The organism is Streptomyces sp. NPDC052225 (assembly GCF_040679615.1).
Taxonomy (GTDB): Bacteria; Actinomycetota; Actinomycetes; order Streptomycetales; family Streptomycetaceae; genus Streptomyces.
On sequence record NZ_JBFAVD010000038.1, the window covers coordinates 36910 to 63747 of the forward strand.

The window sequence follows — 26838 nt, forward strand, 5'->3', positions numbered from 1 at the left end:
TGCATGGCTAATCTGACGGTATGTCACCTGAGACGCCCGAACTCGAGATCCTCGGCTTCGACAACACCCTGCTGCCGGTCGGCGACCTGCCCGAGGCCGTCGCCTTCTACGAGCGCGCCGGGTTCCCCGTGAAGTTCCGGCTCGATGAGGCCGGGATCGCCCTGCTCGGCGTCGGCAAGGAGACGCCGGGGCTGCTGCTGCGCGCCGAGGAGGGGTTCGGGCACCGGCCGCCGGGCTGGCCCGCGGCGCGGCTGTGGCTGGAGGTCCCGGACGCGCGGGCCGCCGCCGACCGGCTGCGCGCCGCGGGCATCGAGCCGCTCGACGCCCCCTTCTCCACCTCCACCGGGTACGTGGTCGAGTTCGCCGACCCGTGGGGCAACGTCGTCGGGTTCACCGACTACCTCAAGCGCCCGGAGCTGGCCCGGAGTTGAGACCCCCGTCACGTAGGACGACTCTCGCTTGAACGCGTTCAAAAACAGGTCTACATTCATGCCTGTCAGCGTTTTTGAACGCGTTCAAGGAGGGTGGGGCATGGACCTCACAGTCGTCGCATACGTCGTCTACCTCGTCGTCAGCATCGGTCTGACCATCTGGGTGGCGCGCACCCTGAGCCGTAACGGCCGGATCTTCCTGGCCGACGTGCTGCACGGGAACGAGAAGCTCGCCGACGCCGTGAACCACCTTCTGGTGGTGGGCTTCTACCTGGTCAACCTCGGGTTCGTCGCCCTCTACCTGAGCGGGGACGAGGACATCGCGACCACCCGCGAGGTCTTCGAGGCCCTGTCGACCAAGCTCGGCGTCGTCCTCCTCGTCCTCGGCGTGATGCACCTGGGCAACGTCTATGTCCTCAACAAGATCCGGCGGCGCGGCGTCATGGAGCGCGAGCAGCAGCCGCCGGTCCCGCCGCAGGGGTGGGCCGCTCCGGTCGCCGGGGCGTGAGTGCGGTGGGGAGCACGGGGGAGGCAGTGGACCGGGGCGCCCGGGGGGACGCCCCGGTCCGCCGGCTGACCGTGCTGTACGACGCGGAGTGCCCGATGTGCACGTTCGCCCGGAACTGGCTCGTGAAGCAGCGGCAGTTGGTGCCGCTCGACCTGGTGCCGGCCGGGCAGTCCCGGGCCCGGGAGCTCTTCCCCGGCCTCGATCACGCCGCGACCCTCAGCGACATCACGGTGATCGCGGACGGGGGTCAGGTCTACCGAGGGCCCGCCGCGTGGATCGTCTGCATGTGGGCGCTGCGGGCGCACCGGGCCACGGCCCACCGCCTCGCGACGCCCGCCGGGATGAAGGTCGCCAAGCGGGTCGTCCTCACCGCGGCCAAGTACCGCGCGGCGCGCTGGGAGGACCACGCCTGGAGCGAGGGCCCGTACCGGCGGGCCGACGGATGGACGTACGACCCGAAGGACGGCTGGTTCTACGAGGCCTACGGGTATCAGGACGAGCCTGGGCCCGCCTGTGACAGCGGCTGTCGCGCGGCCGATTAGGCTCGGGGCCGTGGCAGCAGAGAAGGACGGGAAGACCGAGGGCAAGGGCGCGAAGAGCGAGCAGACGCGCGCGCTGATCCTGGAGACCGCGATGCGGCTGTTCCGGGAGCGGGGCTACGACAGGACCACCATGCGGGCCATCGCCCAGGAGGCGGGGGTCTCGGTCGGCAACGCGTACTACTACTTCGCGGGCAAGGAACACCTCATCCAGGGGTTCTACGACCGGATCACCGCCGAGCACCTGGCGGCGGTCCGGTCCGTGCTCGACACGGAGACCGATCTGGAGAAGCGGCTCGCCGGGGTCCTCACGGCGTGGCTGGAGATCGCGGAGCCGTACCACGAGTTCGCGGCGCAGTTCTTCAAGAACGCGGCCGACCCGGACTCGCCGCTCAGCCCGTTCTCGCAGGAGTCCGAGGGCGCCCGCGAGGTCGCGATCGGACTGCACCGCGAGGTGCTCGCCGGGTCGAAGGCGAAGGTCCCGGCCGAACTGGCCGAGATCCTCCCCGAGTTGATGTGGCTCTCGCAGATGGGGCTCGTCCTGTACTGGGTCTTCGACTCGTCCGAGGGGCGCGAGCGCAGCCGGCGGCTCGCCGAGCGGGGGGCCCGGCTGACGACGCGGGGCGTGGCGCTCGCCCGGTTCCGGGTGCTGCGGCCGCTCGTCATGGAGGTGCACGAGCTGTTCATCGACTTCCTGCCGGGGATGACGCAGCGGGTGGCCGGGGCGAAGGGCTGAGCGGGGCGCACGGGCCGACCCCTCTTACCTTTACCTCAGCTTTGAACGGTACGTTCGCCTGATGCCCGGCACATCCCACTCCTCCGCGTACCCGCAGCTCAGCCGCCGTACCGCCCTCGGCATCGGCCTCGGCCTCGGTTCGGCCGCCGCCCTCGCCCTGCCCGCGCAGTCGGCGTCGGCGGCCTCCGCCGTCGGGGGGTCGCGGCTCGCCGCCTCCGGGGTGCAGGTCCGGCGCGCGGCGGGGGCGCCGAAGCTGCCGAAGCTCGCCGCGAAGGCCTGGCTCGTCGCCGACAACGACACCGGCGAGGTGCTCGCCGCCTACAACGCGCACCGGCCACTGCCGCCCGCCTCGACGCTGAAGATGCTGTTCGCGGACACGGTCCTGCCGGAGTTCGACCGTGACCTGGAGCACAAGGTGACGGCCGCGGACCTGGCCGGGATCCCGTACGGCTCCAGCCTCGTCGGCATCCAGGCCGGCACCACGTACACGGTCCACCAGCTGTGGCAGGGCGTGTTCCTGCGGTCGGGGAACGACGCGGTGCACGTGCTCGCCTCGATGTACGGCGGCGTCGACAAGACGGTCGCCGCGATGCAGGCCCGTGCCGCGGACCTCCGGGCCGGGGACACGCATGTCGTCAGCCCCGACGGGTTCGACCACAAGGGGCAGGTCTCGTCCGCGTACGACCTCACGCTCTTCGCCCGCGCCGGCCTCAAGAACAGCGACTTCCGCGGCTACTGCGGCACCGAGGTCGCCGACTTCCCCGCGGGCGGCGGCAAGACCTTCCAGATCCAGAACACGGACCGACTGCTCACCGGGCAGGGCGTCTCCGCGTACCGGGGGCTCATCGGCGTCAAGAACGGCTACACCTCGCACGCCGGGAACACCTTCACCGGGGCCGCGACGCGCGACGGCCGCACGCTTCTCGTCACCGTGATGCATCCGAAGTCCGGCTACGAGGCGGTGTACGAGGAGACTGCGGCGCTGCTCGACTGGGCGTTCTCGGCGGGCCGCTCGGCGCGGGCGGTCGGGGAACTGGTGACGCCGCTGAGCGAGCGGCCTGCGGCGTCTCCCTCGGATTCGGCGTCCCCCGCGGCGGGGGCTCCGGCGGCGGTGTCGTCCTCCGGGGGTGGGGACGGGTGGGCGTTCGGGGGGTCCGCGGCGGTGGCGGCGGTCGCGGGTGGGGGGTTGTGGGCGCTGCGGCGCAGGGTTCGGCCTACTGGGCGGCGGCGGGCTTAGCGTCTGCCATCGGCGGTTGGGTTGCCGGGTGCGGCGTTCGTCGTGGCTGGTCGCGCAGTTCCCCGCGCCCCTGAGATGCGCACCTTCGGTGCGGCATCTCATCGGGCGCGATCGCGTCGGGGAAATGCGACGCGAAGCGTCGGCATTTCAGGGGCGCGGGGCTGTGTCATTAGCGGCTCCGCCGCGGGGCGCGACCAGCCCCCACCGGCCGGCAGTCGCTCACGTACCGGCGAACCTACGGCGAAACGTCCACGTCGTCCGACAGCTCCACGTCAAAGACCAGCGGCGTCTCCCCCACCGTCACATGCCGTGCCACCGGCGCCGACCGACGGGCCGTGACGGCCAGGACGTACGCCCCGGGCTCCGGCACCGCCACGATGTACGAGCCGTCGGCCAGGGACTCGACGCGGTCGAGCTGGCGGCCGGCGCGGGAGATCAGGGTGACGACGGCGTCGCCGAGCGGCGCACCGTCGGGCCCCCGCAGGAACCCGTGGACCACCGTGGCCCCGGCCCCCGACACGGCGGCCTCCGGCGCCGGAGGCGCTTCGCGGGGCTCCACCGCCAGGTGCGGCAGGCGGCGCTCCAGGCCCGCGGGCAGCCACCAGTTGGAGCGGCCGAGCAGATGCATCGCCGCCGGCACCAGCGCCGTACGGAGGATGAACGCGTCGAGGGCGACCGCCGCCGCGAGCCCGATGCCGGCCATCGCGCCTTCCATGTCGCCGCTGAGGACGAACGCGGAGAAGACGCAGACCATGATCAGCGCCGCGCAGTTGATGACGCGGCTGGTCTCGGCGAGGCCGACGCGGACGGCGCGGGCGTTGTCCTTGGTGTGCACCCACTCCTCGTGCATCCGGCTGACCAGGAACACCTGGTAGTCCATGGAGAGGCCGAAGAGGAGGCTGAGCATGATGACCGGGAGGAAGGCCGTGATCGGCCCCTCCTTGCCGATGCCGAGGGCCTCCGCGCCCCAGCCCCACTGGAAGATCGCGACGAGGACGCCGAAGGAGGCCGCGGCCGCGATCAGGTTCATCAGGGCCGCCGTCAGCGGCACGACGAGCGAGCGGAACGCGACGAGGAGCAGCAGGAAGCCGAGCGCGATGATCGTGCCGACGAAGTAGGGCAGCCGGTCGCCGGTCACCGCCGCGAAGTCCTTGAAGATGGCCGTCACACCGCCGACATGCGCCTCGACGCCGGAGTCCGGGATGACGTCGTCGCGCAGCCGGTCGATGAGTTCGTCGGTCTTCACCGACTGCGGTGAGGTCGTCGGGACCACCTGGATGACGGAGACGCCGTTCGCGGGCGGCACGGCCGCGACCTGGGCGACGCCCTCGGTCGTACGGATCCTCGCGACGAGGTCGGTGGCGTCGGCGCCGCCGGGGACGACGACCTGGAGCGGGCCGTTGAAGCCGGGCCCGAACCCCTCCGCGAGGAGGTCGTAGGCCTGGCGGGTGGTCGTCGACTCCTTGTGGTTGCCCTGGTCGGTGGCGCCCAGGCGCAGCGAGAGCACCGGGATCGCGAGGGCCAGCATGACGACGAGGGCCGCCGCGCCGATCGCCCGCGGGCGCTTTTGGACGTACGTCGACCAGCGCGCCGCGAGACCGCTCGCCTCGGCCGACTCCGGCCCGTCCGCGGCGAGGCGGCGGCGCTGGCGGCGGCTGAGGACGCGCGGGCCGAGCAGGCCGAGGAGGGCGGGCAGCAGGGTGACCGCGGCGAGGACGGAGAGGACGACGGTCAGGGACGTGGCGATGACGACGCCGTCCAGGAACCGCATGTCCATCACGAGCATCCCGGCGAGGGCGATGCACACGGTGCCGCCCGCGAACAGGACGGCGCGCCCCGAGGTGTTGAGGGCCTGGACCGCCGACTCCTCGGGTTCCATGCCGCGCTGGATCCCGCGGCGGTGCCGGGTCACGATGAACAGGGCGTAGTCGATGCCGACGCCGAGTCCGATCAACGAGCCGAGCAGTGGGGCGACTTCGGGTACGTCGGTGACGTGGCTGAGCAGGGTCGTGGCCATGGCGCCGGTGCCGACGCCCATCACGGCGATGACGATCGGCAGCGCCATCGCGAACAGCGAGCCGAACGCCAGGAAGAGGACGACGGCGGCGGCCGCGATGCCGACGAGTTCGGACAGGCCCTGCGGCGGCTCCTGGACGCGGGTGATGGCCTGGCCGCCCAACTCGACCTGGAGTCCGCCTCGTTCGGCCTTCTGCGCGCGGTCGACGACGTCCTGGACGAGGTCCTTGGGCACCGAGTTCGCCTGCTCGGCGAAGGTCACCTGGGCGTAGGCGATGGTGCCGTCCTTGCTGATCTGTGCCGCGCCCCGCTCGCCCGCGTACGGGCTCGCGACCTCGCCGACGCCCTTCATCGCGGCGATGTCCTTGAGCGCGGGCTCGATCCGGGCGCGTACGTCCCGGTCCCGTACCGTTCCGTCCGCGACCTTCCAGACGACGGTGTCCGTGTCGCCGGAGCGTTCCGGGAACGCCTTCGTCATCTCGTCGTAGGCCGTCGTGGAGTCGGTGTCGGGCAGGGAGAAGACGTTCGAGTAGTTGGTCCCCGCCGCGCTTCCCGCGGCCCCGAGGCCGAACAGTGCCCCCAGCCACAGCACAAGGACCACGAGCCGGTGCCGATAGCACCACCGTGCCAATGCCGTCACGTGCTCACTCCTGTCGATGCGTCGTTCGTCGGCCGTCCCCCGGGCCTGCGCCACAGCATCGACCGCCGGGCCCGCCGATTCCCGCGCCGCGCCATGACTCTCAAGGAACTCCAAGGTCCGTACGCGGCACGGGCATTCGGGGTTCGCCGATACTGAGCCCATGACGGTCAACGGGACGGACCAGGGCCAGGACACCCCCGCGACGGTGCTCGTCGTCGAGGACGAGCCGAGCATCGCCGACGTCCTCGCCATCGCCCTGCGCTACCACCGCTTCGACGTGATGACCGCGGGCACCGTGCGCCAGGCCCTCACCCTCGCCGAACGCACCCGGCCCGACGCGGCGCTCCTCGACATCATGCTGCCGGACGGGGACGGGCGGGCGCTCGGTCAGGAACTGCGCGTACGGCAGCCCGAGTTGGCACTCGTCTTCCTCACCGCGCGGGACGCCCCCGCCGAGGTCGTCGGCGCGCTCGGCTTCGGCGACGACTACATCACCAAGCCCTTCAACATCGACGAGGTCGTCGCCCGGCTGCGCGCCGTGCTGCGCCGCACCCGCCCGGCCGACGTCCTGCCGCAGCGGCCCCCGCTGACGTACGGGGAACTGGAGCTGGACGAGGCGACGTACACCGCCCACCGGGCCGGCCGCAGCGTGCAGTTGACGCCGACCGAGTACGCACTTCTTCGCTTCCTCGTGCGCAACGGCGGCCGGATCGTGCCCAAGGAGCAACTGCTGCGCCACGTCTGGCAGTTCGAGCACGCGGCGACGGCCGAGTCCACCGTCGTCGAGACCTACGTCAGCTATCTGCGCCGCAAACTCGACACCCTGGGGCCGCCGTTGATCACGACCCGGCGCGGTGTCGGTTACGGGCTGGCGGCCCTGTGACCCGCAGGGGCATGCACTCGCTGCGCGCCAAGCTGACGCTCGCCAGCGTGGCGCTGCTCGCTCTCGGCATCGTCGCGGCCACCGCGGTCAGCCTGATGGCGATGAAGCACTACCTCCTCGACACCATCGACGAGGAGCTGCGGTCGTCGCGCGCGTCCGTCCAGCACACCGGGATCACCCTGCGCCAGATGGACGCCCTGGCCCAGCTGGGGATCGCCCTCGACAACATGGCGGACGGCGAGGTCGGCCCGTCGGGCTCCCTCGTGCACACCAACTCACTGTTCGTCGCCGTCGACGCCCACGGCGACCCCGTCGCCATCGGCGACTTCCGGCCGACACCCCGGCAGCGCACCTTCGCCGCCGCCGTCGACGACCCGGCCGCCGCCGCCCGCGACGGCTCGGTGCGGGACGTGACCCTGGACGGCGACCCGTACCGGATGACCGCCGCGTCCCTCACCGACGGCGCGACCGTCCTGATGGCGACCTCCACCGCCGATCTGCACTCCGGGATCAAGAAGGTGCTGCGGCTCGATCTGGCCTTCGGCGTCTTCCTGTTGGTCCTCCTCTGCGTCCTCACGATGATCGGCGCGCACCGCCGGCTGCGCCCCCTGGAGGACATGGTGGAGACGGCGTCCGCCATCGCCGAGGGGGATCTGACCCGGCGGGTGCCGCAGCGCCGCGACCCCGTCCAGGAGACCGAGCAGCTGCGCCTCGCCCTCAACTCCATGCTCCACCAGGTCGAGTCGGCCTTCGAGACGCGCGAGCGCAGCGCCTCCCAGCTGCGCCGGTTCGTCGCCGACGCCTCCCACGAACTGCGCACGCCCCTGTCCGCGATCCGCGGCTACCTCCAGCTCTACGACAAGGGCATGCTCCGCGACCCGCAGGAACGGGCCCGCGCCTGGCGCCGGGTCAACGCCGAGGCCGACCGGATGCAGCGCCTCGTCGACGAGCTCCTCACCCTGGCCCGCCTCGACCAGCAGCCCGAACTGCGCTTCAGGAACGTCGACCTGAGCCGTCTCGTACGGGACGCGGCGGACGATCTGCGGGTGCAGCAGCCGGAGCGCCCGGTGACGGTGACCGCCGAGGGCGCGGTCCTCGTACGGGCCGACGAGTCGGGGCTGCGCCAGGTCCTCGGCAATCTGCTCGGCAACGTACGCGTGCACACGCCCGTGGACGCGGCGGTCGCGCTGTGCGTGACGCGGGAGGACGGGGTGGTGCGGCTCGCCGTCGCCGACGAGGGGCCCGGGCTCGCGGAGCAGGACGCGGCACGGGTCTTCGACCGGTTCTTCCGGGCCGGCGGGGCCGCGGGCAGCGGGCTCGGGATGGCGATCGTGCAGGGCGTCGTCGCGGCCCACGGGGGCACGGTGGCGGTACGGTCGCGGGAGGCCGCGGGGACGGGTCTCACGGTGACGGTGTCGCTGCCCGCCGGCACCGGGACGGGCAGCGGTCAGGAGCGGACCAGCGCCCAGACCGTCTTGCCGTAGCGGCCCCGGTGCCACACGCCCCACGCCTCGGCGAGCGCCTCGACGATGTACAGGCCGCGCCCGTGCTCGTCGTACGGGGACTGCGGCCGGCGCGGCTCGGGGTGCGCGCCGGACTCGTCGGAGACCTCGATGAAGCAGGAGCCGTCCGCGAGGACCGTCACCGCGACCTCGAACTCCCGCTCCCGCGCGGGCCCGTGGCGGATCGCGTTCGTCACCAGCTCCGAGACGAGCAGGACGGTCGCGTCGAGACCGTCGGCCGGTCCCGTGTGTCCCCACACGGCCAGATGGTCGCGCACCCGCATCCGCGCCACCCCCACCGAGGCCGGGTGGCGCGGCAGGCTGAACGCACTGCGCCGCAACACACGCAGCCACCTCCCCTTCGCCCACATGATGCACACGACGAACACGGATTCGCCACACCGCGCAGGGCCGGAGAGGTCAGATCCAGTCGAGGCTCCACAGCCGGAACACGCCGGTCCCGTCGGAGAGGTACTGGCCGCCGGTGATGTCCTCCGTGCTGAGCACGTACTCCTTGCGCTGCCACAGCGGGATCAGCGGCACGTCCCGCGCGACCTCTTCCTGGAGCAGGCGCAGGTCCTTGAGGGTGCGGCTGCGGTCCTCGTACTGCTGGCTCGACACGATCAGGTCGTCGACCCGCTTGCTGCTGTACCCGTTGTGCATGCCGGAGCCGGTGCGCACGAGCTGCGCCGTGAACGTGTCCGGATCGGGGAAGTCCGGCAGCCAGCCGACCGCGAACGCGTCGAGCTTGCCCCCGGTGTAGCGGGTCTGGAACTCCGCCCAGTCGTAGTACTTCGTCGTCACCGAGAACAGCTTCGTGGACTCCAACTGCCGCTTGATCTCCGCGGCTTCGGCCTTGGAGGCGGCGCCGCGCGAGTACGCGTACTCGAAGCGGAGCGGTGTCGACACCCCCGCCTCGCGCAGCAGCTCGCGCGCCCGCGCCACATCGCGCTTGGGGTACGTGTCGAAGAACGACGTGGTGTGGCCGGTGATGCCGCGCGGCACCAGGGAGAAGAGCGAGTCGACGGTGCCCTGGTACACCGACTCGACCAGCTCGTCCCGGTCGATGACCGCGGCGAGCGCCTGGCGCACCCGGCGGTCGTGCAGCGGCCTGCCCTTGCGCACGTTCAGGACGAGGTTGCGGGTCTCGGCGCTGTCCACCTCGATGAGCCGCTGCTGCGGGTCGCTCGTCGACAGCTTCGAGAGCAGCTCCGGCGGCAGCTGGCGCGCCGCGACGTCGACGGCCTTCTTCTCCCAGGCGGACTGGAGCGCCGCCGAGGTCTTGTAGTAGCGCAGCACGGTGGAGTGCGCGGGGACCTTGGCGGGGCCCTGGTAGCGGGAGTTGGGGGCGAGCACGGCCTTGCTGCCCGGCGTGTACGACTTGAGCGTGTACGGGCCCGTGCCGTCGACGGTGTCGCCGCTGCGCAGCGCGTTCGCCGGGTACACGTTCCGGTCGACGAGCGATCCGGCGCCCGTGGCGACCTTGAACGGGAAGGTGGCGTCGGGCGAGGACAGACGGAAGGTGACCGTGCGCCCGCTCGCCTCCACGGAGCCGAGCGTGTCGAAGAGCGACGCGGGGCCGACCTTCGCGTTGATCTTCCTGACCCGGTCGAAGGAGAACTTCACGTCGCGCGCGGTCATCAGGCGGCCGCTCGGGAAGCGCACGTCGTCGCGGAGCGTGCAGCGGTACGTGCGCAGGCCGCCACCGGCGAACTCGCAGTGCTCGGCCGCGTCGGGCACCGGTGCGGTGCCGCCCGCCTCGAAGGTCAGAAGTGTCTGGAACACGTTGCTGAACAGCGCCCACGACCCCGCGTCGTACGCGCCCGCCGGGTCGAGCGAGGTGACGGCGTCGGTCGTCCCGACGGTGATCGTCCGCCCCTTGTCGCCCTGGTCCGGCAGCAGCTGCCAGGCGCCCACCCCTGCCGCGACGAGCACCATCAGCGTCGCGATGATCCGCATGCGAACCCTGCGCATGACACACCCTCCCCAGGCCACTCCCCAGTGGCCGAGGTCACTGAACCACAGGTGTTTGAGCTGTGGGAAGAGGGGTCGGTGAGGTATTCGATCTGTGAGACGGACGTCCTCGCGCGGCGCCCCGCAACCAGGATTCAGGCCTGTTTCGAGGCGAGTTCGACGACCGTGATGTCGGAGGGCCCGCCGACCCGCACCGGCGGGCCCCAGGCGCCCGCGCCCCGGCTGACGTAGAGCTGGGTGTCGCCGTAGCGCTCCAGGCCGGCGAGGGTCGGGTTGGCCGCGTCCGCGATGAAGTTGCCGGGCCACAGCTGGCCGCCGTGGGTGTGCCCGGACAGCTGGAGGTCGACGCCGTGCTTCACCGCCTCGTGGATCATCACCGGCTGGTGGGCGAGGAGGACGGCGGCGCGGGAACGGTCGCGGTCGCCGAGCGCCTTGCCGTAGTCGGGGCCCTCGTCGTAGTTCTCGCCGGTGATGTCGTTGACACCGGCGAGGTCGAAGGCGCCCAGCTCGACACGCGCGTTCTCCAGCGGCCGCAGCCCCAGTTCGCGCACGTGCTCCACCCAGGGGTCGGCGCCGGAGAAGTACTCGTGGTTGCCGGTGACGAAGAACGTGCCGTGCCGGGCCCTCAGCCGGGCGAGCGGCGCGACGGCCGGCGCGAGGTCCTCCACGGTCCCGTCCACGAGGTCGCCGACGACCGCGATCAGGTCGGGCTGCGTCGCGTTGATCGTGTCGACGACGCGCTCGGCGAACCCGCGGCCGAGCACGGGCCCGAGGTGGATGTCGCTGACCACGGCGATCCTGAACCCGTGGGCGGAGCGCGGCAGTTTCGCCAGCGGCACGGTCACACGCTTGACCTTGGGCCCGCGCAGCACGCCGTACGCGCCGTTGCCCACGACCCCGACGGCGGCGACGGTCGCGGCGGCGCCGACGGTACGGGCGAGGACGAGGCGGCGCGTGGGGGCGGGAGCGGGGGCGGAGGCCTCCGGAGCCTCGGCGGGCTCCGCGACGGGCACGGCTTCCGCCGTGCGCTCCATCACGCGCCGCAGCAAGGGCCGTACGACCTCACCGACGAGCAGCGCGATCACCAGATAGATGGAGAACGCCATCCACAGGAACCCGGGCCATGCGAGGACCTGCTGAAGCGGGAACGGTGCCTCGGCCCGCTCGGCCGCCACCGCCGCGAACATCAGCACGGGCCCGGCCACGAACACCACGGCCCCGAGACGTCTGGGCCACCCGGGCCCCGCCGTCGTGTCGCGCACAAGGCGCCGCCAGGCGTAATGGTGCAGCCCGGCGAAGGCGGCGAGCGCGGCGACAGCGATCAGTACGTAGACGACGATCACTGCGCTCCCCTATGCCGTACGACGCAGTGCGCGCACTCCGCGCAACCCGATGCCCCCGACGATCGTCCCCAAGACAAAGGAGACGACGGCCAGCGTCAGGTGCACCCAGAAGTACGCGGTCGGATCCCCGGCGTCGTCGAAGGCGAGGCCGCTGCCGTCCTTCCACAGGTTCTTGACGAAAGTGATCCAGATGAACCAGCTCCACACCCCGAAGGCGAGCAGGAACCAGGAGACGGGGCGGCTGAGCTTCATACGTTCAGTATCGCCAGCGGGCCGCGCGCACCGCCGCCGGGGTGGGGGCAAGGAGACACAGAACACCTCGACGGAGACATACGGGCCGGGTACATGTACGTTCACGTCCGTGCCTGCCACCCATGCGTCGTATTTTTTGAAGAAGTCCGCGGTCACCGCCACCGCGGCCGTGCTCGCCGCGTCCGGTCTCGCCCTCACGGCGACGGCTCCCGCGTCGGCGGCCGACAAGCCTCCGGCGCGGATGTCCACGGTCGGCGGGGAGTTGCTCGGCAAGCCGGGGACTCAGGTGAATCTGGGCTCGGGTGCGCCGGTGCTGCCCAAGGAGCTGACGGCGAAGTCGTGGATCGTGTCCGACGCCGAGTCGGGTGAGGTGCTCGCCGCGCACAACGCGCACTGGCGGCTGCCCCCGGCGAGCACCCTGAAGATGCTGTTCGCGGACACGGTCCTGCCGAAGTTCCCGAGGACGCAGAGGCACAAGGTGGAGCTGTCGGACCTCCAGGGCGTCGGCGCGGGCTCCAGCGTCGCGGGCATCAAGGAGGGCTACACGTACACCGTCCGCGACCTGTGGCTCGGTGTGTTCCTGCGCTCCGGGAACGACGCGGTGCACGTGCTGTCCGCGCTGAACGGCGGTGTCCCGCAGACCGTCAAGGAGATGCAGGCCCGCGCCGCCGAGCTGGGCGCCAAGGACACGCACGTGGTCACGCCCGACGGCTACGACGAGAAGGGCCAGTACTCGTCCGCGTACGACCTCTCCCTCTTCGCCCGCTACGGCTTGCAGCGCGACGACTTCCGCGAGTACTGCGCCACGGTCACGGCGAAGCTGCCCCTGAAGCAGAAGAAGGGGAAGACGACCAAGACCTTCGAGATCCAGAACACCAACCGGCTGTTCACCGGCGAGGGCGACCTGTCCCCGTACAAGGGGATCGCGGGCGTGAAGAACGGCAACACGACGAACGCGGGCGCCACGTTCACGGGTGTCGCCCAGCGCGGCGGCAAGATCCTGCTCGTGACGGTGATGACCCCGCAGAACAGCAAGGAGGCGCACGCCGTCTACAAGGAGACCGCGCGGCTGCTCGACTGGGGCTTCCAGGCGGCCGGCAAGGTCACTCCGGTGGGCCGGCTCGTCGGGCCCGCGGAGTCCGACGCGCCGGCGGCCGGGGCGTCGAGCACGACGGACCCGAAGGGCGACGCGGGTCCCGGCGCGAAGCAGGCGGCGCACGCCGCGGTGTCGACGTCGGGTGGTTCCAGCGGCATCGGGATCGCGCTCGCGATCACCGGCGGTGTGCTGGTGGTCCTCGCGGGCGCGGTGTTCGCGGTCCGCAAGAAGTGGCCGCTGCGCACGAACGACTGAGGCGGTGCGGCGCCGTCAGCCGGTGGCCGGCGCCGCGTCCCCGGTCTCCGCGTCCCCGGTCTCCGCGGCCTCGGCCTGCGGCTTCTTCCTGTGCGTGGCCGTCCAGGCCGCACAGAAGAGCACGAGCTTCGCGGTGAAGTTGATCCACAGGAGCAGGGCGACGGGGGTGCCGAAGGCGCCGTACATGCTCTTGCCCGCGACGCCCTTCATGTAGCCGCCGAGCAGCAGCTTCAGGAGTTCGAATCCGGCCGCGCCCATCAGTGCCGCGACGACCAGATCGCGTCGCGGCGGGTGCACGCCGGGCAGCAGGGTGAGGACGTACGTCAGGACCAGGAAGTCGGCGAGCACGGCGATGGCGAACGCCGCGATCTGGAGGAGTACGCCGCCCCAGCCGTCCTTGTCGATGCCGAGCTGGTCGGCGGTCCAGCCGACGGCCGTGGACGCGGAGGTGGAGGCGGCCACGGAGGCGAGCCCGGCGGCGCCGAGCCCGACGAGGACCCCGGCGTCCTTGAGCTTGCGCAGGAACGGGTTCTCCTCGCTGTCGGGCATCTCCCACACGTCGCGCAGGCAGTCCCGCATGGAGCCGACCCAGCCGATGCCGGTGAACAGCAGCAGCGCGCCGGCGACGAGGCCGATCGTGCCGGCGTTGTCGACGAGCGCGCCGATGTCCAGCTGGTCGGAGATGCCCGGCACCTGGTCGCTGAGCTTGTCCTCCAGGCTCTTCTGCTGGGCCGTGCTGAGCGTGCCGGCGGCGATCGCGGCGGCCACGGTGAGCAGCGGGAACAGGGCGAGGAAGCTGATGAAGGTCATGGCGGCGGCGAGCCTCGACCACTTCACCTCGTCCAGGCGCTCGTACGCCTGCCAGGCGTGGGTCCGCATCAGGCGGACGACGAGCGGCCCGATGACGGGGAGATTCTTCAGCCAGTCCATGACTCAACCCTGCGTTCCGTACGGGGTCCTGCGCGAAAGACCAGGGTCCGGGTACCCCAGAACCGCAGGACCGTGGCCAGCGCCATGCCGACGCCCGCACCGGAGACCGTGTCGGCCCGCTGCGAGGTGAGCCCGAGCCCGTAGTGCGAGACGGCGATGCACAGCAACTGCACGAGCGCTCCTGCCACGTTCACCGCGAAAAACACTCCGTACTGGCGCAGCCGTGACACCTGGGCGGTCTTCGTGCGGTACGTGCCGAGCGCGTTGCCCGCGTACGCGACCGAGCAACCGGCGACGAACGAGAGCGACTTGGCGGTGATCGGGTCGAGGCCGACGGGCCCGCGCAGCCAGACGAAGAGCCCCAGATCGGCGGCGTAGGCACAGATTCCGGCGGCGGCGAACCCGAGCAGCTCGGGACCCAGCTCCCTTGCCTTCTGCCCTGCTCGGAGCCTCACCAGTCCGCGACCGCGAGTCCGTACATGGCGATCCAGACGAGTCCGATCACGGCGAGGGCCCGGTCGCGCAGCACGACGTCCTCGGGTTCACCGGCGGTGCCCCGGTCGGCGAAGACGGCGTAGCGCAGGACGGCGAGGACGAACGCCACCACCGACAGCTGCCGCCACGGCAGCAGGCTGCTGCGCGCGACGCCGCCCTCCTCCATGGCCCACAGGCAGTACGCGAGGACGGCGACACCGGCCGCCAACTGCCAGACGAAGCGGAGGTATCCGGTGGTGTACTCGGTGAGCAGGGCGCGCGTGGCGCCTTCCTTGCCGGCCATCTGCACGGCTTCGGAGTACCGCTTGGCGGAGACCATGAACAGGGCGCCGAACCCGGTGGTGATGAGGAACCAGCGGGACAGCGGGATGCCGAGGGCGAGTCCGCCGATCATCGCGCGCATCAGGAACCCGGTGGTCACGACGACGAGGTCGACGACCAGGACGTGCTTGAGGCTGACGCAGTAGGCGAGTTGCATGACGACGTACGCCGTCAGGAGCGCGGCCGTCGCCGGGTTGCACAGGGCGGCCGCGGCGACCGGGGCGAGGAGCGCGAGGGCTCCCCCGACGGCGTACGCGACGGGTACGGGGACCTGTCCGGCGGCGACCGGGCGGTTCCGCTTCACGGGGTGGGCCCGGTCGGCGTCGGCGTCGCGCGCGTCGTTGACGAGATAGACGGCGGAGGCGGCGGCCGTGAACAGGGCGAAGACGAGGGCGACTTGGAGCAGGGCGTGCCGGGAGAACAGCTCGCCCGCGGCGGCGGGCGCGGCGACGACCAGGACGTTCTTCACCCATTGGCGGGGGCGGGCCGTGCGCAGCAGTCCGGCGGGCAGCCCGAGCGGAGTCACCTTGTGCGCGAGCCGCTCGGCCTCGCGCGGTCTTTCCAGTACGGCGAGTTGCTCGGCCCGCTCCGTGCGCTCGGTCACCGGGCCGCCCCCTGGGTCATCCAGCGGGCGCCGAGCCGTGCGGTGAGCGCGCCGAGGGCGGCGCCCGCCGCGACGTCGGACGGGTAGTGCACGCCGACGACCATGCGGGACACGCACATGGCGGCGGCCAGCGGCGGCACGACATGGGCGCCGACCGGGCGCAGCGCCCCGTAGGCGACGGCCGCGGCGGCGGCGGAGGTGGCGTGCGAGCTGGGGAACGAGTGCCGCCCCGCCGTCTTCACCAACGGCTCGACGCCGATGCCCGCTTCGGGGCGCGGCCTGCGCACGACGCGCTTGACGCCCATGCTCGCCAGGTGCGCCCCCGCGGTGAGCGCCGTGCCGCGCAGCCAGGCGGAGCGCCGCTCGCGGTCGGCGGCGGCGCCCACGAGCCCGGCCGCCAGCCAGAGCGCCCCGTGTTCGCCTGCCCAGGACAGGGCGCGCGCGGCGGCCGCAACGCGCCGGTCGGTGCCGCAGTCGCGTAGTGCCGACAGCAATCGGCGGTCCATGTCGTCCATGTGGCCCACTGTGGTGCCCAAATCGCCCACAGCACGGGCAATTTAGGCTGACACCCGTTCAATCACCCATTTCGGTGAGGGGTGGGGAGGTTTCGATCAAAGCTCCCTTGTGCGGACGATACGGTCGCGGGTATGGCTGCCGACCCTGCTTCCGCCACCGTGCCCGTGACCGGCTGGGGCCGTACCGCCCCCACCTCCGCGCGCCTGGTGCGTCCCCGCTCCTACGAAGAGGCCGTGACCGCCGTACGCGAGTGCGCCGCGCCCGGACATCGCGGCGGCATCGCCCGCGGGCTCGGCCGGGCCTACGGCGACGCGGCGCAGAACGCGGGCGGCGCGGTCCTCGACATGACCGGCCTCGACCGGATCCACGCCATCGACGCGGCCGGCGGCACGGTCCTGTGCGACGCGGGTGTCTCGCTGCACCGCCTCATGGAAGTCCTGCTGCCGCTCGGCTGGTTCGTGCCCGTGACACCCGGGACCCGCTACGTGACGGTCGGCGGCGCGATCGGCGCCGACATCCACGGCAAGAACCACCACGTCTCCGGCTCCTTCGCCCGGCACGTCCTCGCCCTCGAACTCCTCACGGCCGACGGCGAGATCCGGGTCGTCGAGCGCGGCACCGAGCTGTTCGACGCGACGGCGGGCGGCATGGGCCTGACCGGGATCATCCTCACGGCGACGGTCCAACTCCAGCGCGTCGAGACGTCGTTGATGTCGGTCGACACCGAACGGGCCGCCGACCTCGACGACTTGATGGCCCGCCTGACCGCCACCGACCACCGCTACCGCTACTCCGTCGCCTGGATCGACCTGCTGGCCCGCGGCGGCGCGATGGGCCGCTCCGTCCTGACCCGCGGCGACCACGCCCCGCTGGACGCGCTGCCCGCCCGCGCCCGCCGCACGCCGCTCGCCTTCCGCCCCGGCCAACTCCCGGCCGCGCCCGCGTTCCTGCCCGAGGGGCTGCTCGGCCGGACGACCGTCGGCCTGTTCAACGAGCTCTGGTACCGCAAGGCACCGAAGGCCCGCACCGGCGAGCTCCAGAAGCTGTCCACGTTCTTCCACCCCCTCGACGGCGTCCCGCACTGGAACCGCATCTACGGGCGCAGCGGCTTCGTCCAGTACCAGTTCGTCGTCGGGTACGGCCAGGAGGACGCCCTGCGCCGTATCGTCCGGCGGATCTCGGAGCGCGGCTGCCCGTCCTTCCTCGCCGTGCTCAAGCGGTTCGGCGACGGCGACGCGGGCTGGCTGTCCTTCCCGATGCCGGGGTGGACCCTCGCCCTGGACATCCCGGCGAACCTGCCCGGGCTCGGCGCGTTCCTCGACGAGCTCGACGAGGAGGTCGCCGCCGCCGACGGGCGCATCTACCTCGCCAAGGACTCCCGGCTCCGCCCCGAGCTGCTCACCGCGATGTACCCGCGCCTCGCCGACTTCCGGTCGCTGCGCGCGCGGCTCGACCCGGACGGGGTGTTCCGCTCGGACCTCTCGCGCCGCCTCGGCCTGTAACCCCGTAACTCCCCTCCCTGGAGCTCCTGTTGAAAGACGCCTTCGGCACCCCTCAGTCCCTGCTGATCCTCGGCGGCACGTCCGAGATCGCGCTCGCGACGGCCCGCCGCCTCGTCGCCCGCCGCACCCGCACCGTGTGGCTCGCGGGCCGTCCGTCACCGGCGCTCGACAGCGCGGCCGCGCAGCTGCGCGACATGGGGGCCGACGCACGTACGGTCGCCTTCGACGCGCTCGACTCGGCGTCCCACGAGGAGGCGCTCGGCAAGGTCTTCGCGGAGGGCGACATCGACATGGTGCTGCTCGCCTTCGGCATCCTCGGCGACCAGGCGCGCGACGAGGACGAGCCGATGGAGGCGGTCCGCGTCGCGCAGACCAACTACACCGGGGCGGTCTCGGCGGGCCTGGTGTGCGCGCGGTCCCTCCAGGCGCAGGGGCACGGTTCGCTGGTGGTGCTCTCGTCGGTCGCGGGCGAGCGGGCGCGCCGCGCCAACTTCATCTACGGGTCCAGCAAGGCGGGCCTCGACGCGTTCGCGCAGGGGCTCGGGGACGCACTGCACGGCACGGGGGTGCACGTGATGGTGGTGCGGCCCGGGTTCGTGCGGTCGAAGATGACGGCCGGGATGGAGGAGGCTCCGCTGGCCACGACGCCGGAGGCGGTCGCCCTGGCCATCGAGACGGGGTTGCGCCGCAGGTCGGAGACGGTGTGGGTGCCGGGGGCGCTCCGCCTGGTCATGTCGGGCCTGCGCCACGTCCCCCGCCCGCTGTTCCGCAGGCTTCCGGTGTAGCGCCGCGCCGCCTTGGGCAATCTGCCGCGTGGGGCGGCAGGGTGGGCAAGGCGGCACCCCGGCGCGGGTCGAGCGCTGCAGACCGGCAGCGGGCTCGACTCGGCTTCAGCTGTGCCGGGTGCGGCTCTCGTCGGGGCTGGTCGCGCCGTTTCCCGCGCCCCTGGCGGGGCGGCCCTGCCCCGGCAGTCCGGAGACGCCGAACGCGAAGTCGCGCAGTCGGCGCCAGACTCCGTCCGTGCCCTGTTCGTAGAGGGCGAAGCCGGTGCAGGCCCAGGCCGCCTCGTACTCCGCGAGTTCCGCGAAGGCACGGTCCATCGCCTCCTCGGCGATGCCGTGCGCCACGGTGACGTGCGGGTGGTACGGGAACTGGAGCTCGCGGGCGACGGGCCCTGACGCGTCGCGCACCTGCTTCTGGAGCCAGGTGCAGACCTCGGCGCCCTCGACGACCTGGACGAAGACGACGGGTGACAGGGGGCGGAACGTGCCCGTGCCCGACAGGCGCATCGCGAACGGCCGCCCCCCGCCGGCGACCTCGGCGAGATGCGCCTCGATCGCCGGCAGCTCCGCGCCGTCCACCTCGGTGGGCGGGAGCAGGGTGATGTGCGTGGGGATGCCGTGCGCCGCGGGGTCGCCGAAGCCCGCACGCCGCTCCTGGAGCAGGCTGCCGTGAGGCTCCGGGACCGCGATCGAGACACCGATCGTTACGGTCCCCACGTCGTACTCCTGTCGTCGTGTGGTGGGCGGTCGGGCGTACGGGATCAGTGCTTGGCGGGCAGGAAGCCGACCTTCTCGTACGCCTGGGCGAGGGTCTCGGCTGCGACGGCGCGCGCCTTCTCCGCGCCCTTGGCGAGGATCGAGTCGAGCGTCTCCGGGTCGTCCAAATACTCCTGCGTGCGGGTCTTGAACGGCGTCACGAAGTCGACCATGACCTCGGCCAGGTCCGTCTTGAGCGCACCGTACATCTTGCCCTCGTACTTCTGCTCCAGTTCCGGGATACCGGTGCCGGTGAGGGTGGAGTAGATGGTCAGGAGGTTGCTGACGCCCGGCTTGTTCACCGCGTCGTAGCGGATGACCGTCTCGGTGTCGGTGACCGCGCTCTTGACCTTCTTCGCGGTGGTCTTCGGGTCGTCGAGCAGGTTGATGAGGCCCTTCGGCGTCGACGCCGACTTGCTCATCTTGATCGACGGGTCCTGAAGGTCGTAGATCTTCGCCGTCTCCTTCAGGATGTACGGCGCCGGGAGCGTGAAGGTGTCGCCGAAGCGGCCGTTGAAGCGCGTGGCCAGGTCGCGGGTCAGCTCGATGTGCTGGCGCTGGTCCTCGCCGACCGGGACCTGGTTGGCCTGGTAGAGGAGGATGTCGGCGACCTGGAGGATCGGGTACGTGAACAGGCCGACGCTGGCCTTGTCCGAGCCCTGCCTGGCGGACTTGTCCTTGAACTGCGTCATGCGGGATGCCTCGCCGAAGCCGGTGAGGCAGTTCATCACCCAGGCGAGCTGCGCGTGCTCGGGGACGTGGCTCTGGACGAACAGCGTGCAGCGCTCCGGGTCGAGGCCTGCGGCGAGCAGCTGCGCGACGGCGAGCCGGGTGTTCGCCCGCAGCGCCTCGGGGTCCTGCGGAACGGTGATCGCGTGCAGGTCCACCACCATGTAGAAGGCGTCGTGGGACTCCTGCAACGCCACCCACTGGCGCACCGCGCCAAGGTAGTTGCCGAGGTGGAACGAGCCTGCGGTGGGCTGGATTCCGGAGAGCACGCGAGGACGATCAGAGGCCATGTCCCTCATTGTCTCAGGTGTCTCCCCTTGGTCGAGGGCAGGTACACGACACGCCCGGCCCTGGGCCTCTCAAGATCGTCTGCCGGGTGCGGAGCCGGAGCCTCCGGCTCCCGCCGTACGAACTGAACGTGCCGCTCGGCGTCGACGCCTCCTGGCTCGCCGGAGTGGCCGAGATCACCCGGCCGGACAACTGCGCGGCCGGGGGCACGACCGCGGTGCGCACGCGACGGGTCCCGGTCGTGGTGAACGCGGCGCCGAAGGTCCGAGCCCGCGCTCCGGGCCCTCTGGCCGTGGTCCGTGGGCACCGCTAGTTTGACGCCGTGACGTGGAGGATCTGCGCCGTGATCGCGGCGGTGCTGCTCGTGCTGACGGGTGGCACCGCCGCGTCCGCGCGGCCCGTCAGGCCCGGCGGCCTGGACGCGCCGGACCTCGCCGTGGTGATCGTGGGCGGCACCGGGCGGACGGTCACCCTGCACGACGGGGACCGGGACTTCGCCCGCCTGGAGCGGCTGACGACGGACTTCGCCACGGTCACCGAGCGGGTGCCGGAGGCCTGGGAGGAGGGTCGGCTGCCGCCGGTGGCCGGCACCGTCGTGTGGGGACTCACCGGGGTCGGAGGCTGGCCGCAGACCCGGCGTGCGCCCGGTGGCGACACCGCCATCGAGCGCCAGGACCAGGTGTTCTACGCGGATGACGGCACGCCCTGGATCCGTACGGACCCGGCGGTCGACGTCGATGACGACGACATCCGGTGGCACCGGGCGGCCCGCGCCGACGTCGACGTACTGACGCGGCACGGGATGTTCAGCGCGGAGCGGGCCGCGGCGCCGTCGTCGACGGAGCAGCAGGTCCGGTGGGGGCTGCTCGGCGCCGGCGCCGGAGCGGCCGTCGCCGGGGCCGCGGCGCTGTGGCACATACGGCGGCGGTTCCCGCGAGAGCCGCGGGAACCACGCCAGGAGCTCTACGAACTCGAACGCTGAGCCCGTACCGTCTCGCGCTCAGCCGAGGTCGATCTGCCCGTACAGCGGGAAGGGCCGCAGCAGGTCGGCGGCGCGCTGGGCGACCTCGTCGGCGACCTTCCGGTCCAGGGTGTGGCTCGCCTTCGAGGGGGCGCCGGACTTGGTGGTGCCCGGCTCGGCGGAGGTCAGGACCCGGTCGATGAGCGCGGCGATCTCGTCCATCTCGGCGGTGCCGAGGCCGCGCGTGGTCAGGGCGGGCGTGCCGATGCGGATGCCGGAGGTGTACCAGGCGCCGTTCGGGTCGGCCGGGATGGCGTTGCGGTTGGTGACGACGCCGGAGTCGAGCAGCGCGGTCTCGGCCTGGCGGCCGGTCAGCCCGTACGAGGACGCCACGTCGATGAGGTTGAGGTGGTTGTCGGTGCCGCCGGTGACGAGGGTGGCGCCGCGCCGCGTCAGGCCCTCGGCGAGCGCCCTGGCGTTGTCGACGATGCGCCGCGCGTAGTCCTGGAACGCGGGCTGCCGCGCCTCGGCGAGGGCGACGGCCTTCGCGGCCATGACGTGCGGCAGCGGGCCGCCGAGCACCATCGGGCAGCCGCGGTCGACCTGGTCCTTGAGCGAGTCGTCGCACAGGACCATGCCGCCGCGCGGGCCGCGCAGCGACTTGTGCGTCGTGGTCGTGACGATCTGCGCGTGCGGGACCGGGTCGAAGTCGCCGGTGAGGACCTTGCCGGCGACGAGGCCCGCGAAGTGCGCCATGTCGACCATGAGCGTCGCGCCGACCTCGTCGGCGATCTCGCGCATGATGCGGAAGTTCACCAGGCGCGGGTAGGCGGAGTACCCGGCGACGATGATCATCGGCTTGAACTCGCGGGCCTGCGCGCGCAGCGCCTCGTAGTCGACGAGCCCGGTCACCGGGTCCGTGCCGTACGAACGCTGGTCGAACATCTTGCCGGAGATGTTCGGCCGGAAGCCGTGGGTCAGGTGACCGCCCGCGTCGAGCGACATGCCGAGCATCCGCTGGTTGCCGAAGGCCTGGCGCAGCTCGGCCCAGTCCGCGTCGGTCAGGTCGTTGATCTGGCGGACGCCCGTCCTCTCCAGGAAGGGCGCCTCGACGCGGTCGGCGAGGACGGCCCAGAAGGCGACCAGGTTGGCGTCGATGCCGGAGTGCGGCTGCACGTAGGCGTGGCGGGCGCCGAACAGCTCGCGGGCGTGCTCGGCGGCGAGGGACTCGACGGTGTCGACGTTGCGGCAGCCGGCGTAGAAGCGGCGGCCGACGGTGCCCTCGGCGTACTTGTCGCTGAACCAGTTGCCCATGGTCAGGAGCGTGGCCGGGGACGCGTAGTTCTCGGAGGCGATCAGCTTGAGCATCTCGCGCTGGTCGGTGAGCTCCTGCGCGATGGCGTCGGCCACGCGGGGCTCGACGGCCCGTACGACGTCGAGGGCGGCGCGGTACGCGGTGGATTCGGGGGTGGTGCGGGGATCGGTCATGGGGGCAGCCTCCGGACGCGGTCGGTTCACGGGTCGGCCCAGGCGCACGGCACACACTGCTCGGGCCGCTCCCTGATGGTCGATCCCATCCCAGCGCGCCAGTCACGGCCCTGCCGTCACATTACCGGGCGCGGCGTCGGGCGAGGTTTCCGCGTCCAGTATCCGAGCCACGATAGGAACGGGCCACGAGCCCGTACGCCCCGGACGAACGGAGATCCCGTGACCGCCACGCAGGACTACATCAATGCCTCCGACGCGCACAGCGCGCACAACTACCACCCGCTTCCCGTGGTCGTCGCGACCGCCGAGGGCGCGTGGATGACCGATGTCGAGGGGCGCCGCTACCTCGACATGCTCGCCGGGTACTCGGCGCTCAACTTCGGGCACGGCAACCGGCGCCTGATCGAGGCCGCGAAGGCCCAGCTGGAGCGGGTGACGCTGACCTCGCGGGCCTTCCACCACGACCGGTTCGCCGACTTCTGTACGCGGCTCGCGGCGCTGTGCGGCATGGAGACGGTGCTCCCCATGAACACGGGCGCGGAGGCGGTGGAGACCGCGGTGAAGACCGCCCGCAAGTGGGGCTACCGGGTCAAGGGCGTGCCGGACGGGCGGGCCCGGATCGTGGTCGCGAGCGACAACTTCCACGGGCGTACGACGACGATCGTCAGCTTCTCCACGGACCCCGAGGCACGGGCGGACTTCGGCCCCTACACGCCGGGCTTCGACATCGTCCCGTACGGGGATCTCGACGCGCTGCGCGCCGCGGTCACGGACGAGACGGTGGCCGTGCTGCTCGAACCCATCCAGGGCGAGGCCGGGGTGCTCGTGCCGCCGCCCGGCTACCTGGCGGGCGTGCGGGAGGTGACGCGCGAGCGGAACGTCCTGTTCATCGCGGACGAGATCCAGTCGGGGCTCGGCCGCACGGGCCGTACCTTCGCGTGCGAGCACGAGGGCGTCGTCCCGGACATGTACGTGCTCGGCAAGGCGCTCGGCGGCGGTGTCGTGCCGGTGTCCGCGGTGGTGTCGAGCACGGACGTGCTCGGCGTGTTCCGGCCGGGCGAGCACGGGTCGACGTTCGGCGGGAACCCCCTCGCGTGCGCGGTCGGTCTCGAAGTGATCGCGATGCTGGAGAGCGGGGAGTTCCAGCAGCGGGCGGCGGAGCTGGGGGAGCACCTGCACGCGGAACTGGGCCTGTTGACCGGCACCGGCAAGGTCACGCAGGTGCGCGGGCGCGGCCTGTGGGCGGGCGTCGACATCGATCCTTCGTACGGCACGGGGCGCGAGATCTCCGAGAAGCTGATGGCCCGCGGGGTCCTGGTCAAGGACACCCACGGGTCGACGATCCGGATCGCGCCGCCGCTGGTGATCAGCAAGGACGATCTGGACTGGGGGCTCGATCAGCTGCGGGCCGTGCTCGGCGCCTAGCGGTTCACAGGATGACGTGGGGCAGGAAGCGGGCGTACTCGTCCGTGACCGGCCCCGCGGACTCCCTGATGCCGAGCCCCGCCGCCTCGCCGTCGACGACCCAGGCACCGAGGACGGTGCGGTTGCCGTCGAAGTCGGGCAGCGGGGCCAACTCCTGGTAGCAGCACGGCTCTTCGCGTACGTCGGTCAGGGTCCCGGCGTCGTGGAGCGTGACGCCCTCGCCCTCGCGTCCGAGGAGGGGCTTGGCGACGTAGCCGGTGGTGGTGGCGAGGTCGCGGGGGCCGTCGAGGTGGGCGGCGAGCAGGTTGGGGTGGCCGGGGTAGAGCTCCCACAGGACGGCGAGCAGGGCCTTGTTGCTGAGCAGCATCTTCCAGGCGGGCTCGATCCACAGGGTGGTGCCGGTGCCGCCGCCGTTGTCGAGGGTGTCCAGGACGTGCGGGGCGAAGGCGTCCGTGGTGAGCCACTCCCACGGGTAGAGCTTGAAGCAGCTGCGGATGAAGCGGAGTTGGTTGTCGACGAAGCGGCCGGAGAGGCTGTCCCAGCCGATCTCCTCCATGGAGATCCAGTCGGTGGCGAGCCCGGCCTGTTCGGCGGTCTCCTTCAGATACGCGACCGTCATGAGGTCCTCGCCGAGTTCGTCGACGGCGGAGTGCGCGAAGTAGAGGGGGCTGCCGGGCGGGAGGAGGGCGGCCTGCTTCTTCCAGGCGTCGACGAGGCGTTCGTGGAGGGAGTTCCACTGGTCGGCGCCGGGGAAGCGCTCCTCCATCCAGAACCACTGGGGGCTGGCCGCCTCGACGAGGGAGGTGGGGGTGTCGGCGTTGTACTCCAGGAGTTTCGCCGGGCCCGTGCCGTCGTAGCGGAGGTCGAACCTCCCGTAGAGGGACGGGAGTTCGGCGCGGCGGTGCCAGGACTCGGTGACGGCGCGCACCACGCGGGGGTCGGTGATGCCGAGGTCGGCGAAGCGGTCGTGGTCGACCATGTGGCCGGCCGCGGCCAGGCACATCGCGTGCAGCTCCTCGACGACGTCCTCCAGGGCCTCGACCTCGGGCAGCGAGAACTCGTAGTAGGCGCTCTCGTCCCAGTACGGGCGCAGGGAGTCGTCGGGGTAGCGGGTGAGGGGGTAGATCAGCCCCTGTTCCTCGACGGTCCGTTGCCAGCCGGGGCGCGGGTCGATGGTGTGTCGTCGCATCGTGGATCAGCCGCCGGAGCTGCCCTTGCCGCCGCCGAAGCCGCCGCGTGTCGTGCCTCCGGAGGACTTGCTGAACGAGCCGTCGGAGACGCGGCTGCCGCTCTTGGAGCCGCCGTAGTACCAGGTGCCGTGCGTACCGCCGGACGACGAGCCGCCCTTGCAGTACTTGTCGTCGACGACCTTGTAGCCCTTCGCCGCGGTGTAGCTGTCGCGGTCGACGCAGCGCTTGTCGGGGTCGTCGTCGGAGCAGGCGGTCAGGGCGGCGGCCAGGAGCCCCACGCCGCCGAGCACGACGGTGCCGGAGCGCAGCCGTCGTCGGGTGTCCGTCATCAGGTCTCCCCCGTGTGTCCCGTACATGTCCAGGGTGGCGTACGCCAGCGTAGAAGAAGAACGCCGCCGGGTGGCGGGCAGGGAGTGTGAGGGTGCGCTCTCCTAGAGTCGCTTCGTGCCTCTAGGGATGATTTGTGCGCTGGGTTCCGCGGTCTGTTTCGGTACGGCGTCGGTATTGCAGGCGATGGCCGCGCGGGCCGCGGTGCCGGGGAGCGGGTCGGGGGTGGACGCGGCGCTGCTGCTGCGGGCGCTGCGGCAGTGGCGGTACGTCGCCGGGCTCGGGCTCGACGGGGTCGGGTTCGTGCTCCAGGTCGTGGCGCTCCGGTCGCTGCCGATCTACGCGGTCGGGGCGGCGCTCGCCGCGAGCCTCGCGGTGACGGCGGTGGTCGCGGCGCGGCTGCTGCGGGTGCGGCTGAGCGGGGCGGAGTGGGGTGCGGTCGGGGCGGTCTGCGCGGGGCTCGCCATGCTCGGGCTCGCGTCGGGGGCGGAGGGCGAACGGGCCGGGTCGGACGCGCTGCGGTTCGCGATGCTCGGGGTGGCGGCCGGGGTGCTGCTCCTCGGCGTCGTCGCGGGCCGGCTGCCGGGCCGGGCGCGGGCCCTCGTGCTGGGCCTCGGCTCGGGGTTCGGCTTCGGGGTGGTGGAGGTGAGCGTCCGTCTCATCGACGACGTCTCGCCCGGCGCGCTGGTCACGAACCCGGCGGCGTACGCGCTGCTGCTGGGCGGCGGCGCGGCGTTCCTGCTGCTGACGTCGGCGTTGCAGCGCGGGTCGGTGACGGTGGCGACGGCGGGGATGGTGGTCGGGGAGACGGTGGGGCCGGCGCTGATCGGGGTGGCGTACCTGGGTGACCGCACGCGGCCGGGTCTGGAGTGGCTGGCGGTCCTTGGGTTCGCGGTGGCGGTGGCGGGGGCGCTGGCGCTGGCCCGGTTCGGGGAGGCGCCGGGTGACTCCGTCGGTGGGGTGGGAGATCGTCTGCCGGGTTGAGGTCCGGGGGCAGGTGCGGCTTGCGTCGTGGCTGGTCGCGCAGTTCCCCGCGCCCCTAAAGGCGAGCGGCTTCGCCGCTCAGCCTTTATCGGGGAGATGCCGCACCGAAGGTGCGCATCTCAGGGGCG

28 protein-coding genes and 1 riboswitch are annotated in these 26838 nt (G+C 72.0%); of the genes, 14 read left to right on the plus strand and 14 right to left on the minus strand.

What is annotated here, in order from left to right; translation table 11 throughout:
- Window positions 1-20: 20 nt before the first annotated feature.
- The 5 genes from AB0L37_RS35025 to AB0L37_RS35045 all read left to right on the plus strand — a co-directional run bounded on the left by AB0L37_RS35025 (window position 21) and on the right by AB0L37_RS35045 (window position 3451).
- A complete protein-coding gene (locus AB0L37_RS35025) occupies window positions 21-431 on the plus strand; it encodes a VOC family protein (RefSeq protein ID WP_365514976.1) in 411 nt (136 codons plus the stop codon).
- A 100-nt stretch (window positions 432-531) separates the two neighbouring features.
- Complete coding sequence (locus AB0L37_RS35030; RefSeq protein ID WP_255974653.1) at window positions 532-939, plus strand: hypothetical protein; 408 nt, start codon at window positions 532-534, stop codon at window positions 937-939.
- 26 nt (window positions 940-965) lie between these two features.
- A complete protein-coding gene (locus AB0L37_RS35035; protein ID WP_365514980.1) occupies window positions 966-1481 on the plus strand; it encodes a DCC1-like thiol-disulfide oxidoreductase family protein in 516 nt (171 codons plus the stop codon).
- 91 nt (window positions 1482-1572) lie between these two features.
- The gene (locus tag AB0L37_RS35040; protein WP_365515050.1) at window positions 1573-2214 is read left to right on the plus strand and encodes a TetR family transcriptional regulator; all 642 of its coding nucleotides are present in this window, start codon (window positions 1573-1575) and stop codon (window positions 2212-2214) included.
- A gap of 61 nt (window positions 2215-2275) precedes the next feature.
- Window positions 2276-3451, plus strand: coding sequence for a serine hydrolase (locus AB0L37_RS35045; RefSeq protein WP_365514983.1), 1176 nt, complete (start codon window positions 2276-2278; stop codon window positions 3449-3451).
- 235 nt (window positions 3452-3686) lie between these two features.
- Here AB0L37_RS35045 and AB0L37_RS35050 read toward each other — a convergent pair whose 3' ends face one another.
- On the minus strand, window positions 3687-6098 hold the full coding sequence (locus AB0L37_RS35050; protein WP_365515053.1) for an MMPL family transporter: 2412 nt from the start codon (window positions 6096-6098) through the stop codon (window positions 3687-3689).
- 169 nt (window positions 6099-6267) lie between these two features.
- On the opposite strand from AB0L37_RS35050, the gene AB0L37_RS35055 reads away from it, so the two are divergent.
- Complete coding sequence (locus AB0L37_RS35055; RefSeq protein WP_365514985.1) at window positions 6268-6990, plus strand: response regulator transcription factor; 723 nt, start codon at window positions 6268-6270, stop codon at window positions 6988-6990.
- 11 nt (window positions 6991-7001) lie between these two features.
- Window positions 7002-8474, plus strand: a complete 1473-nt coding sequence (locus AB0L37_RS35060) for a HAMP domain-containing sensor histidine kinase (protein WP_365514988.1) — start codon at window positions 7002-7004, stop codon at window positions 8472-8474.
- Here the strand turns inward: AB0L37_RS35060 and AB0L37_RS35065 are convergent.
- The 4 genes from AB0L37_RS35065 to AB0L37_RS35080 all read right to left on the minus strand — a co-directional run bounded on the left by AB0L37_RS35065 (window position 8438) and on the right by AB0L37_RS35080 (window position 12061).
- Window positions 8438-8836, minus strand: a complete 399-nt coding sequence (locus tag AB0L37_RS35065; RefSeq protein WP_365514991.1) for an ATP-binding protein — start codon at window positions 8834-8836, stop codon at window positions 8438-8440. The genes AB0L37_RS35060 and AB0L37_RS35065 overlap by 37 nt on opposite strands.
- Window positions 8837-8912: 76 nt before the next feature.
- On the minus strand, window positions 8913-10466 hold the full coding sequence (locus tag AB0L37_RS35070) for an ABC transporter substrate-binding protein (RefSeq protein ID WP_365514993.1): 1554 nt from the start codon (window positions 10464-10466) through the stop codon (window positions 8913-8915).
- Between the two features lie 134 nt (window positions 10467-10600).
- Window positions 10601-11809: a metallophosphoesterase gene (locus AB0L37_RS35075; RefSeq protein WP_365514996.1), complete on the minus strand. Its 1209-nt coding sequence runs from the start codon at window positions 11807-11809 to the stop codon at window positions 10601-10603.
- A gap of 9 nt (window positions 11810-11818) precedes the next feature.
- Window positions 11819-12061 carry a hypothetical protein gene (locus AB0L37_RS35080; protein WP_365514999.1) on the minus strand — a complete coding sequence of 81 codons (243 nt, stop codon included), beginning with the start codon at window positions 12059-12061 and terminating at the stop codon, window positions 11819-11821.
- Window positions 12062-12170: 109 nt separating this feature from the next.
- Here AB0L37_RS35080 and AB0L37_RS35085 point away from each other — a divergent pair, with 109 nt between their 5' ends.
- Window positions 12171-13412 carry a serine hydrolase gene (locus AB0L37_RS35085; RefSeq protein ID WP_365515001.1) on the plus strand — a complete coding sequence of 414 codons (1242 nt, stop codon included), beginning with the start codon at window positions 12171-12173 and terminating at the stop codon, window positions 13410-13412.
- 15 nt (window positions 13413-13427) lie between these two features.
- Here the strand turns inward: AB0L37_RS35085 and AB0L37_RS35090 are convergent, their stop codons facing one another.
- Genes AB0L37_RS35090 through AB0L37_RS35105 form a run of 4 tightly spaced genes read right to left on the minus strand, consistent with a single transcriptional unit; the run spans window position 13428 to window position 16277 of the window.
- Window positions 13428-14342 (minus strand): YihY/virulence factor BrkB family protein, encoded by a 915-nt coding sequence (locus AB0L37_RS35090; protein ID WP_365515004.1) that lies wholly within the window; start codon window positions 14340-14342, stop codon window positions 13428-13430.
- The gene (locus AB0L37_RS35095; RefSeq protein ID WP_365515006.1) at window positions 14330-14797 is read right to left on the minus strand and encodes a GtrA family protein; all 468 of its coding nucleotides are present in this window, start codon (window positions 14795-14797) and stop codon (window positions 14330-14332) included. Before AB0L37_RS35095 ends, AB0L37_RS35090 begins: the two co-directional genes overlap by 13 nt.
- Window positions 14794-15723: a decaprenyl-phosphate phosphoribosyltransferase gene (locus tag AB0L37_RS35100; protein ID WP_365515056.1), complete on the minus strand. Its 930-nt coding sequence runs from the start codon at window positions 15721-15723 to the stop codon at window positions 14794-14796. Before AB0L37_RS35100 ends, AB0L37_RS35095 begins: the two co-directional genes overlap by 4 nt.
- A 35-nt stretch (window positions 15724-15758) precedes the next feature.
- Window positions 15759-16277 (minus strand): phosphatase PAP2 family protein, encoded by a 519-nt coding sequence (locus AB0L37_RS35105; protein ID WP_365515009.1) that lies wholly within the window; start codon window positions 16275-16277, stop codon window positions 15759-15761.
- 132 nt (window positions 16278-16409) lie between these two features.
- On the opposite strand from AB0L37_RS35105, the gene AB0L37_RS35110 reads away from it, so the two are divergent.
- Together AB0L37_RS35110 and AB0L37_RS35115 are read left to right on the plus strand one after the other, a co-directional pair.
- Window positions 16410-17780 carry an FAD-binding oxidoreductase gene (locus tag AB0L37_RS35110; RefSeq protein ID WP_365515012.1) on the plus strand — a complete coding sequence of 457 codons (1371 nt, stop codon included), beginning with the start codon at window positions 16410-16412 and terminating at the stop codon, window positions 17778-17780.
- Window positions 17781-17809: 29 nt separating this feature from the next.
- Window positions 17810-18565, plus strand: a complete 756-nt coding sequence (locus AB0L37_RS35115; protein ID WP_365515014.1) for a decaprenylphospho-beta-D-erythro-pentofuranosid-2-ulose 2-reductase — start codon at window positions 17810-17812, stop codon at window positions 18563-18565.
- Window positions 18566-18670: 105 nt separating this feature from the next.
- On the opposite strand, the gene AB0L37_RS35120 is transcribed toward AB0L37_RS35115, so the two are convergent.
- Window positions 18671-19279: a 2'-5' RNA ligase family protein gene (locus tag AB0L37_RS35120; protein ID WP_365515017.1), complete on the minus strand. Its 609-nt coding sequence runs from the start codon at window positions 19277-19279 to the stop codon at window positions 18671-18673.
- A gap of 44 nt (window positions 19280-19323) precedes the next feature.
- Entirely contained in the window at window positions 19324-20337 is a 1014-nt protein-coding gene (trpS, locus tag AB0L37_RS35125) for a tryptophan--tRNA ligase (protein ID WP_365515020.1), read from the minus strand.
- 86 nt (window positions 20338-20423) lie between these two features.
- On the opposite strand from trpS, the gene AB0L37_RS35130 reads away from it, so the two are divergent.
- Entirely contained in the window at window positions 20424-20648 is a 225-nt protein-coding gene (locus AB0L37_RS35130; RefSeq protein WP_365515022.1) for a hypothetical protein, read from the plus strand.
- A 9-nt stretch (window positions 20649-20657) separates the two neighbouring features.
- Window positions 20658-21317 carry a hypothetical protein gene (locus tag AB0L37_RS35135; protein ID WP_365515025.1) on the plus strand — a complete coding sequence of 220 codons (660 nt, stop codon included), beginning with the start codon at window positions 20658-20660 and terminating at the stop codon, window positions 21315-21317.
- Window positions 21318-21335: 18 nt separating this feature from the next.
- Here AB0L37_RS35135 and AB0L37_RS35140 read toward each other — a convergent pair whose 3' ends face one another.
- Window positions 21336-22784, minus strand: a complete 1449-nt coding sequence (locus tag AB0L37_RS35140) for a glycine hydroxymethyltransferase (RefSeq protein ID WP_365515028.1) — start codon at window positions 22782-22784, stop codon at window positions 21336-21338.
- A gap of 29 nt (window positions 22785-22813) precedes the next feature.
- Window positions 22814-22900: riboswitch (ZMP/ZTP riboswitch) on the minus strand.
- Window positions 22901-23003: 103 nt separating this feature from the next.
- On the opposite strand from AB0L37_RS35140, the gene rocD reads away from it, so the two are divergent.
- On the plus strand, window positions 23004-24209 hold the full coding sequence (gene rocD / locus AB0L37_RS35145) for an ornithine--oxo-acid transaminase (protein WP_365515031.1): 1206 nt from the start codon (window positions 23004-23006) through the stop codon (window positions 24207-24209).
- A gap of 4 nt (window positions 24210-24213) precedes the next feature.
- On the opposite strand, the gene AB0L37_RS35150 is transcribed toward rocD, so the two are convergent.
- Both AB0L37_RS35150 and AB0L37_RS35155 read right to left on the minus strand, forming a co-directional pair.
- Window positions 24214-25398, minus strand: a complete 1185-nt coding sequence (locus AB0L37_RS35150; RefSeq protein ID WP_365515034.1) for a glutathionylspermidine synthase family protein — start codon at window positions 25396-25398, stop codon at window positions 24214-24216.
- Window positions 25399-25404: 6 nt separating this feature from the next.
- On the minus strand, window positions 25405-25728 hold the full coding sequence (locus AB0L37_RS35155) for a hypothetical protein (RefSeq protein WP_365515037.1): 324 nt from the start codon (window positions 25726-25728) through the stop codon (window positions 25405-25407).
- A gap of 127 nt (window positions 25729-25855) precedes the next feature.
- Between AB0L37_RS35155 and AB0L37_RS35160 the strand changes: the two genes are divergently transcribed.
- The gene (locus tag AB0L37_RS35160; protein ID WP_365515058.1) at window positions 25856-26710 is read left to right on the plus strand and encodes a hypothetical protein; all 855 of its coding nucleotides are present in this window, start codon (window positions 25856-25858) and stop codon (window positions 26708-26710) included.
- The last annotated feature ends 128 nt before the right edge of the window (window positions 26711-26838 follow it).

Coding starts and splice junctions, on each gene's coding strand:
- AB0L37_RS35025 (WP_365514976.1), top strand. CDS start 21: ATGTCACCTGAGACGCCCGAACTCGAGATCCTCGGCTTCGACAACACC.
- AB0L37_RS35030 (WP_255974653.1), top strand. CDS start 532: ATGGACCTCACAGTCGTCGCATACGTCGTCTACCTCGTCGTCAGCATC.
- AB0L37_RS35040 (WP_365515050.1), top strand. CDS start 1,573: ATGCGGCTGTTCCGGGAGCGGGGCTACGACAGGACCACCATGCGGGCC.
- AB0L37_RS35045 (WP_365514983.1), top strand. CDS start 2,276: ATGCCCGGCACATCCCACTCCTCCGCGTACCCGCAGCTCAGCCGCCGT.
- AB0L37_RS35055 (WP_365514985.1), top strand. CDS start 6,268: ATGACGGTCAACGGGACGGACCAGGGCCAGGACACCCCCGCGACGGTG.
- AB0L37_RS35060 (WP_365514988.1), top strand. CDS start 7,002: ATGCACTCGCTGCGCGCCAAGCTGACGCTCGCCAGCGTGGCGCTGCTC.
- AB0L37_RS35070 (WP_365514993.1), bottom strand. CDS start 10,466: ATGCGCAGGGTTCGCATGCGGATCATCGCGACGCTGATGGTGCTCGTC.
- AB0L37_RS35080 (WP_365514999.1), bottom strand. CDS start 12,061: ATGAAGCTCAGCCGCCCCGTCTCCTGGTTCCTGCTCGCCTTCGGGGTG.
- AB0L37_RS35090 (WP_365515004.1), bottom strand. CDS start 14,342: ATGGACTGGCTGAAGAATCTCCCCGTCATCGGGCCGCTCGTCGTCCGC.
- AB0L37_RS35105 (WP_365515009.1), bottom strand. CDS start 16,277: ATGGACGACATGGACCGCCGATTGCTGTCGGCACTACGCGACTGCGGC.
- AB0L37_RS35110 (WP_365515012.1), top strand. CDS start 16,410: ATGGCTGCCGACCCTGCTTCCGCCACCGTGCCCGTGACCGGCTGGGGC.
- trpS (WP_365515020.1), bottom strand. CDS start 20,337: ATGGCCTCTGATCGTCCTCGCGTGCTCTCCGGAATCCAGCCCACCGCA.
- AB0L37_RS35140 (WP_365515028.1), bottom strand. CDS start 22,784: ATGACCGATCCCCGCACCACCCCCGAATCCACCGCGTACCGCGCCGCC.
- AB0L37_RS35150 (WP_365515034.1), bottom strand. CDS start 25,398: ATGCGACGACACACCATCGACCCGCGCCCCGGCTGGCAACGGACCGTC.
- AB0L37_RS35155 (WP_365515037.1), bottom strand. CDS start 25,728: ATGACGGACACCCGACGACGGCTGCGCTCCGGCACCGTCGTGCTCGGC.
- AB0L37_RS35160 (WP_365515058.1), top strand. CDS start 25,856: ATGATTTGTGCGCTGGGTTCCGCGGTCTGTTTCGGTACGGCGTCGGTA.